Annotated in this window: 12 protein-coding genes and 1 pseudogene; 8 read left to right on the forward strand and 5 right to left on the reverse strand. The window is 35.6% G+C overall.

Features of this window, described 5'->3' with window-relative positions; genetic code table 11:
• Positions 1 to 284 precede the first annotated feature (284 nt).
• The 3 genes and pseudogenes from FW778_RS11285 to FW778_RS11295 all read left to right on the forward strand — a co-directional run bounded on the left by FW778_RS11285 (position 285) and on the right by FW778_RS11295 (position 3,057).
• Positions 285 to 845, forward strand: coding sequence for an RNA polymerase sigma factor (locus tag FW778_RS11285; RefSeq protein WP_235906219.1), 561 nt, complete (start codon positions 285 to 287; stop codon positions 843 to 845).
• Positions 842 to 2,434 carry an outer membrane beta-barrel protein gene (locus tag FW778_RS11290; RefSeq protein WP_150414812.1) on the forward strand — a complete coding sequence of 531 codons (1,593 nt, stop codon included), beginning with the start codon at positions 842 to 844 and terminating at the stop codon, positions 2,432 to 2,434. Before FW778_RS11285 ends, FW778_RS11290 begins: the two co-directional genes overlap by 4 nt.
• A gap of 126 nt (positions 2,435 to 2,560) precedes the next feature.
• Positions 2,561 to 3,057 (forward strand): annotated as a pseudogene (locus FW778_RS11295) (cupin domain-containing protein).
• 3 nt (positions 3,058 to 3,060) lie between these two features.
• Here the strand turns inward: FW778_RS11295 and FW778_RS11300 are convergent.
• Complete coding sequence (locus tag FW778_RS11300; RefSeq protein WP_235906222.1) at positions 3,061 to 3,486, reverse strand: secondary thiamine-phosphate synthase enzyme YjbQ; 426 nt, start codon at positions 3,484 to 3,486, stop codon at positions 3,061 to 3,063.
• Between the two features lie 140 nt (positions 3,487 to 3,626).
• Here FW778_RS11300 and FW778_RS11305 point away from each other — a divergent pair, with 140 nt between their 5' ends.
• The 3 genes from FW778_RS11305 (at position 3,627) to FW778_RS11315 (ending at position 7,001) form a co-directional block, all read left to right on the forward strand.
• Positions 3,627 to 4,466 (forward strand): bifunctional helix-turn-helix domain-containing protein/methylated-DNA--[protein]-cysteine S-methyltransferase, encoded by an 840-nt coding sequence (locus FW778_RS11305; RefSeq protein WP_150414813.1) that lies wholly within the window; start codon positions 3,627 to 3,629, stop codon positions 4,464 to 4,466.
• A 62-nt stretch (positions 4,467 to 4,528) separates the two neighbouring features.
• Positions 4,529 to 5,134 carry an alpha-ketoglutarate-dependent dioxygenase AlkB family protein gene (locus FW778_RS11310; protein ID WP_150414814.1) on the forward strand — a complete coding sequence of 202 codons (606 nt, stop codon included), beginning with the start codon at positions 4,529 to 4,531 and terminating at the stop codon, positions 5,132 to 5,134.
• Between the two features lie 37 nt (positions 5,135 to 5,171).
• Positions 5,172 to 7,001, forward strand: coding sequence for an ABC transporter ATP-binding protein (locus FW778_RS11315; RefSeq protein WP_150414815.1), 1,830 nt, complete (start codon positions 5,172 to 5,174; stop codon positions 6,999 to 7,001).
• 65 nt (positions 7,002 to 7,066) lie between these two features.
• On the opposite strand, the gene FW778_RS11320 is transcribed toward FW778_RS11315, so the two are convergent.
• On the reverse strand, positions 7,067 to 8,098 hold the full coding sequence (locus FW778_RS11320; RefSeq protein WP_150414816.1) for an MBL fold metallo-hydrolase: 1,032 nt from the start codon (positions 8,096 to 8,098) through the stop codon (positions 7,067 to 7,069).
• Between the two features lie 111 nt (positions 8,099 to 8,209).
• Here FW778_RS11320 and FW778_RS11325 point away from each other — a divergent pair, with 111 nt between their 5' ends.
• The gene (locus FW778_RS11325; protein ID WP_150414817.1) at positions 8,210 to 8,590 is read left to right on the forward strand and encodes a GNAT family N-acetyltransferase; all 381 of its coding nucleotides are present in this window, start codon (positions 8,210 to 8,212) and stop codon (positions 8,588 to 8,590) included.
• A gap of 243 nt (positions 8,591 to 8,833) precedes the next feature.
• On the opposite strand, the gene FW778_RS11330 is transcribed toward FW778_RS11325, so the two are convergent.
• The 3 genes from FW778_RS11330 to FW778_RS11340 form a co-directional block, all read right to left on the reverse strand.
• A complete protein-coding gene (locus FW778_RS11330; protein WP_150414818.1) occupies positions 8,834 to 9,211 on the reverse strand; it encodes a hypothetical protein in 378 nt (125 codons plus the stop codon).
• A gap of 242 nt (positions 9,212 to 9,453) precedes the next feature.
• The gene (locus FW778_RS11335) at positions 9,454 to 10,206 is read right to left on the reverse strand and encodes a LytR/AlgR family response regulator transcription factor (RefSeq protein WP_150414819.1); all 753 of its coding nucleotides are present in this window, start codon (positions 10,204 to 10,206) and stop codon (positions 9,454 to 9,456) included.
• A 106-nt stretch (positions 10,207 to 10,312) separates the two neighbouring features.
• On the reverse strand, positions 10,313 to 12,046 hold the full coding sequence (locus tag FW778_RS11340; protein ID WP_150414820.1) for a tetratricopeptide repeat-containing sensor histidine kinase: 1,734 nt from the start codon (positions 12,044 to 12,046) through the stop codon (positions 10,313 to 10,315).
• Between the two features lie 364 nt (positions 12,047 to 12,410).
• On the opposite strand from FW778_RS11340, the gene FW778_RS11345 reads away from it, so the two are divergent.
• Positions 12,411 to 13,532, forward strand: coding sequence for a hypothetical protein (locus tag FW778_RS11345; RefSeq protein WP_150414821.1), 1,122 nt, complete (start codon positions 12,411 to 12,413; stop codon positions 13,530 to 13,532).
• The last annotated feature ends 3 nt before the right edge of the window (positions 13,533 to 13,535 follow it).

Genomic DNA, 13,535 nt, shown 5'->3' on the forward strand with positions numbered 1-13,535 from the left:
ATATTCGGATGGTATCTAAAACGAAATATCCCGAATAATCAAGCTGGCGAAGATATTTGAAGGTTTCCATACCATTGGTTGCTCCGGCCAGCCTTTCCCCGCATTTTAAAAGTATTTTAGGCTTATCGGCTTTTAGTGTATTAAGCTGAAACGAGCGTTGGGTGCGTCATTTAAAAAAATGTTAATCACTTATTAATCTTACAATTCATTTGTTCCTTTATGTACGGAAAATTTTACCCAACCATTTTATCAATTACTGCATCACATTCTAAAGCGGCATATTATTGGAACAATTGGAACAGCTTATAGAGGGTTGTGTTAATGGACACAGACAGTCGCAGAATCGCTTATATGCTATTCTTATGCCCAAAATGTTTGGAGTATGCCTTCGATATTCCAAAAACCGCGAAGAGGCTGAGGAAATTTTACAGGAAGGTTTTATAAGAGTTTTTGAATATATACATCAATATAATTTTTCAGGCTCTTTTGAAGGTTGGGTAAGGAAAATTATGGTTAACTGTGCTTTACAGAAATACAGGAGTAAAAGACAAATGCATGCTGTAATAAATATTGAAGATGCTACCGTCGAACCGGCAAGTAACGAAGAAATTTTATCGAAGTTAGGAACAAAGGAATTGCTTGAAATGGTGCAACAATTATCACCCGCGTACCGTATGGTTTTTAACCTGTATGTTTTTGAAGGGATGAAGCATCGTGAAATTGCCGAACACCTGGGCATTTCAGAAGGCACTTCAAAATCTAATCTATCAGATGCACGGGCATTTTTGCAGAAGGCAGTCCATAAAAGCATTCAATCAGCAAAACAAAACCTAAGTGAAGTATGAGTGAAGATTTACACAACATAGATGATTTATTCAGGAAGGCTTTGGAACAGAACCAGGAATTACCGGCTGCGTCGGTATGGGATAATATTGATAAAACCTTAGATAAAAAGAAGGTAGTTTCTATTTCCAAAAAATATAATAAACTAAAATGGGCAGCCGCAGTACTTCTTTTATTTTCCATTGGCATGGCGATGTACACGCTACATATCAGGCAACAAAATAAGGCGCTTGTACAACAAAATAAAGTAATTAGAAATACAGGCAAACAAAAAATAGATAATGAAATAACCAGTAAAGATTCCTCAACTGCAAGTACTACAAACCAGGCACCGCTCTTTCGTAACAAATTAGAAAATCATAAAAAGAATAATGATTCCACTTTTAAAAATACTAATATAGAGGTTACGGTCAATAGCGGTGTTGCAAATAAAACTGTTAATGAGCAGCAAAACCCAATTACTAAAAACCAGCATAAGACTGAACAACCTGAAACGGAAACTGAAGATGTAGTAATGAAAAATCAAATAGATCCCAGTCTAAAAAATTCCGCTGGTTTTAAAATGAAGGTTGAAAAAGAGATAAGTGATTCTCCAGATAATATAACTAATAAGGATACACGTAACTTACTATCCGATAAAAATAGTTTTGCCCAAACCGAAGTAAAAAATAATTCCGTTTATCATAATGTTACTAATAGACAAAAAAATATCGAAACACCAGAACTGGCGCCAGAGATAAAAAATGATTTTCCATTATCAACTCAAAAGCCAGAGACTGAAATCGATAAAATATTGCAACAGCAATCAATCGCATTAGAAAATAAAAAAATATCCTCTGCAAAGAGGAGTAAGATAAATTCTTCGGCCAGGTCTCCATTTTCAATAACCGGGTTCTTTTCACCTGATATTGTTTCAACGTCTTTGAAAGATGAACACCCGCGTTTCAGAGAAGAAGAAAGAAATGCAATAGAAAAAGATGAACAAATTAAATTCTCTTCCACTTTTGGTGTTCTGTTAGATTATACTATTGGTAAAAAATGGAAGCTTGAATCAGGCATTACTTATTCAACAAGAAAAACTGCTATACAACCCAAGACTATTTATGCCCGTCCTGATAATGATGGAAATATAAATTATCGGTTTAATTGCTCAGCCGGTTATTCTTATGTTACTGTAGAATCTTCCCCACCACCCACTTCTGGTGACAGCATAAATGCCCTTGCTTCAACCAATAACCTGCAATACATCGGGTTACCACTTTACGCTAAATATATTTTTACTACAGGAAGATTCAGCATACTTCCGGGTGCAGGCATTTCATTTAATTTTTTAACCAAAGGAAAAATTGAAACAACTATCGCAACTTCCACCGGTACAAAAAATCCATCAATCAACAATATCGAGGGTTTGAAACCAATGTACCTGAATGGTGCGGCTGGCATTAGGGTTCAATATAAATTAAATAAAACAATTTCTCTTTCTTTTGAACCGGCTTTCCGTTTTGCATTATCTCCTATTAATAAAGATGCTTCTGTAAAAACCAATTTAAATTCACTTGGATTAAGCACTGGCCTAGTGTTTAAATTATGATCGTCGTTTTAAAACATACTTGTTTACTAACGTAACAAAAATAAAATCTTTCCGTTCGATATTGACGCATGCATTTATTGGAATTAAAAGGTGTATTTGCTTAAATATTTTTTATCTTCAATTATAATGAATGCAGCCTATTTAATAAATCAGTTACAATTGCAGCCGCACCCTGAAGGTGGTTATTTTAAAGAAACATATCGCAGTAATGAAAGCATTCCTTATGAAGCCATACCAAAAAGATTTACAGGTGAACGAAATTTTTCAACCGCGATATATTATCTTTTAAGAAAAGACGACCGGTCAGTTTTCCATAAAATAAAAAGCGATGAATGCTGCACTTCTATGAAGGAGGAGCATTATTAATTCATATAATTGAAAATAATGGAAATTATTATTGCATTAAGTTAGGAAAAGATTTAGCCGCCGGCGAAACCTTCCAGTGTGTGGTTCAGGCAAATACATGGTTTGCCTCAGAACCCGCGCCAGGTAACATTTATACCCTGGCGGGCTGCACGGTTGCACCCGGTTTTGATTTTGCTGATTTTGAAACTGCAGATAAAGAATTCTTGTTATCATCTTTCCCTCAAAACGCCGAAATTATTAATCGCCTCTGCAAATAAGCATTACTCGCCCCACGCAGTAATCACAAGATTTCTTCTTCCTCCATAATTGCGATGCTCACATAAATAAATTCCTTGCCACATACCTAATGCAAGCCTTCCATTCGAAACGGGGATCGTTACGGAACTGCCCAGTAAGGCTGCTTTCAAATGTGCCGGCATATCGTCACTTCCTTCAGTATCGTGTATATAGTCAGGGTCATTTTCCGGAACGGCTTTATTAAAATACATTTCAAAATCTCTCCTCACCGTTGCGTCAGCATTTTCATTAATGCACAATGAAGCAGACGTGTGTTGAATAAACACATGGCAAACTCCTGCCCGGATTTCGTGTAACCCTTGCAGTGAGTTAATTACTTCTTTTGTTATAAGATGAAATCCTCTTTTCTTCTCCGGAAGTGTTATCGTTTGTTGGTGTATTTTCATCATGTCTTATTAAATAAATATTAAAAATTATATCGTGAGTACAAAAGCATTTGCAAATAAATTACTCAAAGTTAAAACTCCGCAAGTTTCGGGTTGTTATAAGTAAGTGGCATTTTTACTTTTGTGTAATAAAATAATATCGAATGAAAGGAACTGAAAACACCAATTTCAGCCGGATTGAAGAGGCTATTGGCTATATAAATAACAATTTCAAAACGCAACCGTCACTTGAAGAGATAGCGAAAAATATACACCTGAGCTCTTATCATTTCCAGCGACTTTTTACTGAATGGGCGGGCATAAGTCCAAAGAAATTTTTACAATACATAAGTGTTGAACATGCAAAAAATATGTTGAAAAAAAATCAATCCACCTTATCCGATGTAGCTTTTGAAACAGGCCTTTCCGGTACAGGACGACTGCATGATCTCTTCATCAATATTGAAGGGATGACACCGGGCGAATATAAAAATGGCGGTGAAAATCTTTGCATTAATTATAGTTATGCAGAAAGCCCTTTCGGAAATATTTTGGTTGCTTCCACTTTAAAAGGCATCTGTTATATGGCTTTTGCAGATGATGAACGAGAAGCACTGAAAGCTTTAGAAAAAAAATTTCCCCATGCCGTGTATAAACAAATGGTTGATCTTATTCAGCAAAATGCTTTGTACATTTTCACGCATGATTGGAAAAAACTGAATACTATAAAATTACATTTGAAAGGAACCTCCTTTCAAATAAAGGTTTGGGAAACGTTATTGAAAATTCCTATGGGGCAATTATCAACTTATGGTGAAATTGCAGAAAGTATACAGAGTCCCAACGCGTCACGGGCAGTAGGTTCTGCAATAGGCGATAATCCCGTTGCATTTTTAATTCCGTGTCACCGTGTTATCCAGTCGACAGGAAACTTTGGACAATATCATTGGGGAAGCAATCGCAAAACGGCAATGATAGGATGGGAAGCGGCCAAAGTTCTATGACTGAATAAGTCAACCAATTTAAAGTGAAGCCTCTATGATAACCAATTTAAAAAAATGGAAGGATGAACCTTTTCAATAACGATATAGCTGCCAATTTATTACCAGCTGATGGAATAGTAAATTATTATGGAAAAGTATTAAATCAGCAACAGTCGCACCATTATCTCGATAAATTGCTGAACACGATTGAGTGGAAAAATGATGAAGCGATAATTTTTGGCAGGCATATTATTACCAAACGAAAAGTGGCATGGTACGCTAATACAGGTTATGAATACACTTATTCCCACAGGACAAAAATTGCTTTGCCGTGGACCAAGGAATTACTTGAGTTAAAAAAATTAGTTGATGAGATTACCGGAACCTCTTTCAATTCATGCTTACTTAATTTATATCATAGCGGCGATGAAGGAATGGCGTGGCATAGTGATGATGAAAAGACGCTGGAAAAAGATTCGCCGATTGCCTCTTTAAGCTTTGGGGCAGAAAGAAGCTTTTCATTAAAACACAAACAAACCAAACAAACTATATCACTTCTGTTAGAAAATGGAAGTTTACTGGAGATGAAAGGAACCACTCAAAAATATTGGCTTCATTGTTTGCCCAAATCAAAAAAAGTAATTGAACCAAGAGTGAATCTCACTTTCAGGATCATGGAAAGTAAATAAACAATTGACTTAATTTAGCAACTTAATTAAATTAAGGATGCCGAGGCCCGTCGTAAACACACTTCCCAAACCAACACTCAAAGAAAAATTTGCCGCACTCGGTAACTTGCCGAGGTTTTTTAAACTCGTTTGGGAAACCAATCACTGGTACGCAATCCTGGACGCAATTTTGAGGTTAATTCGTTCAGCCATCCCCGTTAGTATTTTATATATTGGTAAGCTTATCATAGACGAAGTTATCTTGCTAAGCAAAGGCTTAGCCGCCGATCATACTTATCTATGGGAACTTGTTGCAGCGGAATTCGCACTCGCTATCATATCCGATGCATTGACCAGGGCAACTATTTTAGTCGATAGCCTGTTGGGCGACCTATTCTCAAATTACACTTCCATAAAAATTATGGAACATGCAGCAACACTTGATCTTGACCAATTTGAAGATTCTGCGTTTTATGATAAGCTGGAGCGTGCACGGCAGCAGACCGTTGGGCGTACAATTTTGTTATCGCAAATACTTACACAGGTCCAGGACATTATCACCATGGCTTTTCTAATGGTGGGATTAATGGCGTTCAATCCCTGGTTGATTCTACTATTACTCATAGCAATTGTACCGGCCTTTTTAGGAGAATCTTATTTTAACGATCGCAGTTATGCATTAACACGTGGGCAAACACCCGAACGTCGTGAACTTGATTATATGCGTTACCTGGGCGCAAGTGATGAAACTGCCAAAGAAGTAAAGCTGTTTAATCTTTCCGGCTTTTTAATTGATCGGTTTAAAACATTGAGCAATAAATTTTATGATGATAAGAAAAAGCTTTCTATTAAACGTGCATCGTGGGGAATTTTCTTTGCATTGCTTGGAAGCGGCGGATATTATACAGCCTATATTGTTATGATACTAAAAACGGTTGAAGGTGCACTTACTATTGGTACACTCACATTTCTTGCAGGATCATTCAGGCAACTGAGAAGCTTACTCGAAAATATTTTATCACGTTTCACTACCGTTTCGCAGGGCGCAATTTACCTGCGCGACTTTTTTGAATTTTTTGAGATAGAACCAAAAATAGCCATTGCAAAAAAGCCAGTTTCTTTTCCAAATCCGATTAAACAAGGCTTTACATTTGAAAACGTTGGGTTTCGCTATCATAACAGTGATAAATGGGCAAACCGTCATTTAAGTTTTACACTTCATGCCTGTGAAAAGCTTGCGCTCGTTGGAGAAAATGGTGCAGGCAAAACAACCCTTGTGAAATTGCTGGCACGTTTATACGATCCGACAGAGGGCCGCATACTGCTTGATGGCGTTGATTTGCGTGAGTATGACATTATGGACCTTCGCCGCAATACGGGCATTATTTTCCAAGATTTTCTTCGCTATCAAATGAGCTTTGCACAAAATATTGCAGTAGGTAATATTGATGAACAACACAATCGTCCGTTAATAGAACAATCTGCGGAAAAGAGTTTAGCAAATCTCCTTGCCAATAAATTAGCGGATCAATATGACCAGGCACTTGGCCGGCGCTTTAATAATGGCGTAGAGCTTAGCGGTGGCGAATGGCAAAAGATTGCGCTGGCCCGTGCTTATATGAAGGATGCGCAATTACTTATTCTTGATGAACCAACCAGCGCACTCGATGCACGGGCAGAGTACGAAGTCTTTTTGCGTTTTGCGGAACTCACGAAAGGGAAATCTGCCGTACTTATCTCACATCGATTCTCAACCGTACGTATGGCAGACCGTATACTGGTACTTGATAAAGGCGAACTGATTCAAATTGGCAGTCATGAAGAATTATTGCAACAGAAAGGACGATATGCTGAATTATTCCATTTGCAAGCGCAGGGATACAGGTAAAAAATTAGCTACGGGTATTCGTCACAGTTAGGTATAAATATATTTTCTTCCTTTTGAATAATCATTTAGAAATTCCACCAGTTTTTATCCGGATAGACTTCGTCTAAAATAACAGGTTCACCAATCATGGGCGTAGTTACTTTTAAATTGTTTGAAGCTGCTTCCTTTAAAACTCTTTGTACCGGCTCGTTCCAGGGATGCAGTGCCAGTGAAAATTTACTCCAGTGAACCGGTAATAATACCTTAGCGTTTAAATCCAACGCAGCCTGAACTGTTTGTTCCGGCATCATGTGTATTAAAGGCCACGCTGTATTATATTGACCTGATTCAAGAATGGCAACATCGAATGGTCCATATTTTTCGCCAATTTCTTTGAAGTGTTTATCATAACCCGAATCGCCACCAAGGTATAAATTATGAGAAGCAGTTTTCAAAATAAATGAAGACCATAGAGTTTTATAACGTTTTAAACCACGTCCTGAAAAATGCCTTGCCGGGGCAGCAGTTAAAGTCATTTCACCAGTTAATTTATTGGTTTGCCACCAATCCATTTCAGTAATAATATTTTCATGAAAGCCCCAATAGATAAGATGCGATGTAAGTCCCAAAGAACAATATATTTCTTTGACTTTTATTTTTAATTCTTTGATGGTTTTATAATCAAGGTGGTCATAATGATCGTGGGTAAGAATTAAAAAATCAATCTCCGGAAATTCATCAGTCGTATAAACATCACTCCCTTCAAAAGCCTTTACCATAAAAGAAACAGGAGAAGCATTGCCACTAAAAACAGGATCAACCAAAATATTTTTATTATTAATTCTTATAAAATAAGAAGAATGCCCAAACCATACAATTATCGGTTGGCTTGTTTCAATATTTTTCAAATCAGTTTTAACAGAAGGTAGTTTGGCAGCAGGTTTTACGTCAGGATTTTTTCTCAATGTTTTTTTTATCAGCTCATAGTAAGAAGTATCCCGCAACATCATTGGCGTTTCAGATAAATTTTCAAAACCTTCTTTTTTATAATTTGGGGATTGTTTAATTTTTTCGAGATGCCTGCCCGATGGGTTTTTGCCTGTGACCTTTAACGACATAATGTTTTAATAATTAATTAAACAGACGAATGAAGCTGTAAGATATTTTAAAACAGTAAGAAGATGCGGGATAAATAGCACACGAAAGATTAATTTTAGACTATTATTAAAATGATAAGAATAGAGAAATTTGATCAATTCAATTCTGAGATACTAATTTCCTGGATTAATACTGCAGAAACTCTTATGCAATTTGCCGAACCTTCATTCTTGTTCCCGCTTACAAAAGACCAATTAGATAAATCTCCAAGTGATAAAAACAGGTATGCATTGCAGGCTATAGAGTTAAACACTCAAACTATGATTGGATACGGAGAGATTTATCTCACAAAACAATCGGCTCATTTGGGAAGAATAATCATCGGCGAAGCAAAGGAAAGAGGCAAAGGTTATGGGCAAGCCATCGTTAAGTTTCTTTTAGATTATGCTTTTAAAAATTTACACCCCTCAAAAGTTGAGCTCACGTTTTTGAGTGGAATACTGTTGCGATAAACTGTTATAAAAAAATGGGGTTTGTTTTTAATCCGGAAAATAATTCAATAAGAATCGAAAATGGAAAAACATGGGTCGCTTTGAATATGATTTTAGAGAATAGTTACAATTCATCAATCAATATTTGATAATGACTTTATTTTTTATAAACCCCTACGGTAATTCTTCCAAAATAAAAATGCTTTTAACAAACAAAAGCTGCTTCAAAATTTTGAAACAGCTTTCAACTTTTTAACTGATACCTTAATTAAACTTAGCAGCAATGTATGCGGCAAGATTCTTATCACTCATTTTATTGGCAGTACTTTCCTGCGTAACCGTATTTTTAAACTGGGGTGTTTCTGCCATATAATGTATTAACTGTTCCTGTGAAGTGCCGGTACCGGTAAGGTGCACTTCTTCCGCGTTTTGCATGAAAGTGAGTATTTCTTTAAAAAATTTTTGCTGCAATGTTTTTTCCTCATTGTGTGCATTTTTTTCACTGGTATTAAATTCTGCTCCGGCATTTTCAACATGACCGATTATTGTAAAATCAGTTGTATCCGCGTTCTCTCTTCCTACAACAGTAGCATGATGCGTATCCATCCATACACCAAATTGTTTCTTGTTCTTTTGAGTCATAATATTAATTTTAAGTTGAGTAGCTAAAACCGTACCCGGAATAGATAAGGCACCCAGGATTTGTTGAGTTTAGTAAAACCTTTCTTATTACGCAGCACTAATTTGAAAAGTAAGTATAACCAACGAGCTAAATCTAAGTGAAGTATGTCAAATATTGAAGATGTATTTTAATAATCTTAACACTACGGATGCACGATAAGGTAAATTGCAAATCTTTTCAGGAGGTGCTTAAATAAAAAAATTTATAATCTTGATAAACTTCTAATGAAATCATCTTTGCGGCGGGTAGAAACTTCAATCTCAGTTCCGTCGTTTAATATTACTGAGCCACCCTTTCCCCTGTTATAGCTTTTAATAAAAGCAAGATTAATAAGGTGAGAATTATGCACGCGGAAAAAAGAATGGCCGCTTAACATCTCTTCAAATTCCTTTAGTGTTTTGGCAACTACCAGTTTCCGTTTATTCTTTAAATATATAGTGGTATAATTTATGTCGCTCTGGCATCTTATAATTTCAGCTATATCAATAAACTCGAAACCGCTTACCGTAGGCACAATTATTTTTTTCGGAGTATTGTTATTGCTTTGCGTATTCTGAAGAAGGATATCAATTTTTTGGGCAGTTATTTTTTGCGAACGCTCATTCACAAATTTCAATAACGCCACATTTAAATCTGCAGCATCAATTGGCTTTAACAGATAATCTATTGCACTGAATTTAATTGCCTGTATCGCAAACTTATCATAAGCCGTGGCAAATATAATTGCAAAGTCAATTTCAGGTATTGTTCTTAAAAGATCGAAGCCGGTCTTATCATTGATCTGTACGTCCAGGAAAATAAGATCGGGTTTTAATAATGTGATTTTTTCAATTCCTTCTTCCACTGTTAATGCTGTTCCGGTAATTTCAAGAAGGTTATTATGTGATGGAATCAACAATTTAGTGAGCCTGTCAATACAATGTTGTTCATCATCTATAATTAAGACTTTAATCATAAATTAGAAAGCTAGTTCTTCAGGTAATTTTATTTCTATTTTAGTACCCTGTTCAAGATTTGATGTCGTTATCGCTGCATTTGATTTTTTTATCTTATTTATAATATCAATTCTTGCTTTTGTAATTTTCATTCCAAAAGACTATTTTTAATAGCACTTCTTTTTCCGTTTCTGCATTTGAAGATTCCAGTATTCCAATACCATTATCTTCCACCACACAGTTAATCATGTTTCCTTCTTTATGAATAGATACCAATATTTTTCCGGCGCCTTGTTTCTTTGATATTCCGTGCCAGATACTGTTTTCAACAAATGGTTGTAATATTAATGGAGGAATTAAAGTATTCTCCCGGTCTATATCTTCATCAACTTTTATTTCATAACTGAATTTATTTTGCATACGCATGCTTTCCAGTTGCATGTATAATTCCAAGGCATTTAAATCATCAGCAAGCCGCACTTCTTTTTGTTCTGAGTTCTCCAGTATCATACGCATCAACTTTGCAAACTTAGTGGTATATAAAGTTGCCATTTCGGTATCATGCTTATCAATATAATCATTAATTGAATTGAGTGAATTATAAATAAAGTGAGGATTCATTTGCGCACGAAGTGCTTTCAGTTCCGTATAGGCAACTTGCGTATTAAATTCAGCTTCTTTCTTTTTTTCTAAAGTATCGTTTCTTCTTTTATATAAAATAATTCCTGCAACAGCCACTAACATTAATATAAATCCTATTGCCAGCGAAGCATTCTTAAGTATTTTTTGTCTGTTAATTTCAGCAGCGGCAAGCGCTTGCCTTTTATCATTGGCGGCATTAATCTCTGCTTCTTTTTTATCAAAATTATATTGCATTTCAAGGCGGGTAATGTCCTGCTTTTTTTTATCGCTCAACGTGCTGTCTTTTAAAACAACCGCCTGCTGATAGGTATAAAACGCATTAGCAAAATCTTTTTGTTCCTCATATGTTTTGCTCAAAGTTTCAAGCGCATTTGCCTGCCATGAGATATCGCCTAATTCTTTGGATAATTGCAATGAGCGATTACTAAAATCTTCGGCCTGTTTATATTTTTTTTGATGTAAATAAATTTCACCCAGCCCGTTTAATGCAGTGGCTTTTGCATTCATATTCCTGGTTTCCTCAGCAAGGCTTAAGCTTTTTTCAAAATTAGAAAGAGCCATTTCATAATTGTTATGCTTAATAAATATTTCTCCCAGGTTATTAAGAATAGCAGCACCTATTCTTTTGTTTCCTGTTTCATTTGCAATTAAAAGCGCCTTATTAAAATAAGCAAGGCCCAGTGGCAAACTATTCTGCTCAGTATAAATATCTCCTATATTAATAAAGGCATTCATTTCATCGGTTTTGCTTTTAACCTGTTGCGCAATTGATAAATATTTAGAATAATAATCCAAAGCCTTTTTATAGTTTTTAAGATCAGCATAAATATTTGCAATATTGTTATAGATGGTTGCATTAAAAAAATTATTGTTTATGGATTGCCCGGCTTTCAAGGCCTTAAGGTAATAATCCATTGCCCGGAATTTATCGGTTAATATATAATACACATAGCCCATTTGGCGAAACGAAAGTGCAATACCCTTTTGCCATTTTATTTGTTGTGAGAGTTCCATGGCTTCATCAGTATATTTCATTGATGAATCCGGATTGTTGTATATAAGAATATTGGCAATATTTAATAATGTTTTTACTCGGCTGGAATCGCCGCTTTTATTTTGAGTCAAAACATTCACCAGCGAATCGAAGTCCTTTGCATTTTGTGCATTGGCTATTTGGACCGATATGCTAAATGAAATAAGGAAAAAGATCTTAGTCATACAACAGCATTTTGTAAATGAAATAGAAATTGATTTTTATCTCACCGATAATAAAAGGTAAACATTCTGTACGGTTTTTCCTTCAACGGCTACGAAAAATAAATGAACGCAGTCAAAAAATAAATACGGATTGACACCGGTAGAACGGTGGATTAAATTTATATAGAAATCAATCATCGTTTATCAGCCGTCGATTACCGCACACATAATGCAAATTTATATTTATTAGCTGCGGTTTCAGAAGTTGGTTCCATTTTTTGCATGAATTGTATTTCCATATTTATCAAAAAACTAAAAGCATCCGCAAAGAAGAATATCAACAACTAAAATCAAAATTAATTTAATCATCAATAAAAATTATTGTATGAAAAAATCACAATTATTCATGATCATTATTATGATTATTTTTTTTGTCGGGCAAGCGAAAGCAGCTATCTGGCGGGTGAACAATAAATCAAACTATAATGGCTCCACTTTATACGGAGAAAATTTTGGTGGCTCTGCCGCCTATCCTGTTTTTGCACAAATTAACCAGGCAGTTGCTTTTGGAATTGTAAACAGTGGCGATACGCTTCATGTGGAAGGCTCTACAACTATTTATGATTTTTCAACCATTACAAAAAGACTGGCTATTATTGGAACAGGTTATTTGTTAACTGAAAACCAAAATACATCTAACACAACTTTAGAAACCAAACTAAGTAGAATAGTTTTTAATGCAGGTGCTGAATCCTCACAATTAGTTGGCGTGAGTGTGGTAAGTGGAGGAAATGTTGCAGATGCAACTGTATATGTAAATGTAAATGGCGTCACCGTTAAACGATGCAGAATTGATAACGGAATTGAATTTGGATCAGGCTTGGTGGACATTTATATTTTACAAAATTATTTTTCAAATACTATTGTTTCAAATGCTCTTTTTACGAATGGGAATGTATCTTTTATACCGCCCACAGAAATAACGTTCAATAATAATATCTGTCGTAAAACATTGGTATGGGGAACACCCGCAACAAACCCGACAACTTTTTGGCCAATATTACAATGCAATAACAATGTATTTGATGGCCCGGATAACCTAGCAACGACAAACCTTGCATTTTCCACAGGAGAATTTAAAAACAATATTCTTATGCCTGTAAATGCAAAAGTAAATATATCAGCTTCGGCAGGAGTAATTGCATACAATATAGGAACGCTTTCAACACAATTCGGTACCGCGGATAATAATGTTGTTGTTCCCGCAATAACTTCTCTATTTATTACTTCAACTTCTACAGATGGAGCATATCAAATTGCAAACGGAAGCCAGGCAAATAACACTGGTTCTGATGGTACAGACCGTGGTGCGTTTGGCGGAGCAGCAGTTATTAATCGTTATACACTTTCCGGTTTAGCAGCAATACCAGCTATTTATCAAATTACTACAACAGGCGCAACATCTACCAACTTACCGGTAACTATTAGTGCAAGAACGATAAAATAATTT

It is taken from the genome of Ginsengibacter hankyongi (assembly GCF_008710285.1).
GTDB lineage: Bacteria > Bacteroidota > Bacteroidia > Chitinophagales > Chitinophagaceae > Ginsengibacter > Ginsengibacter hankyongi.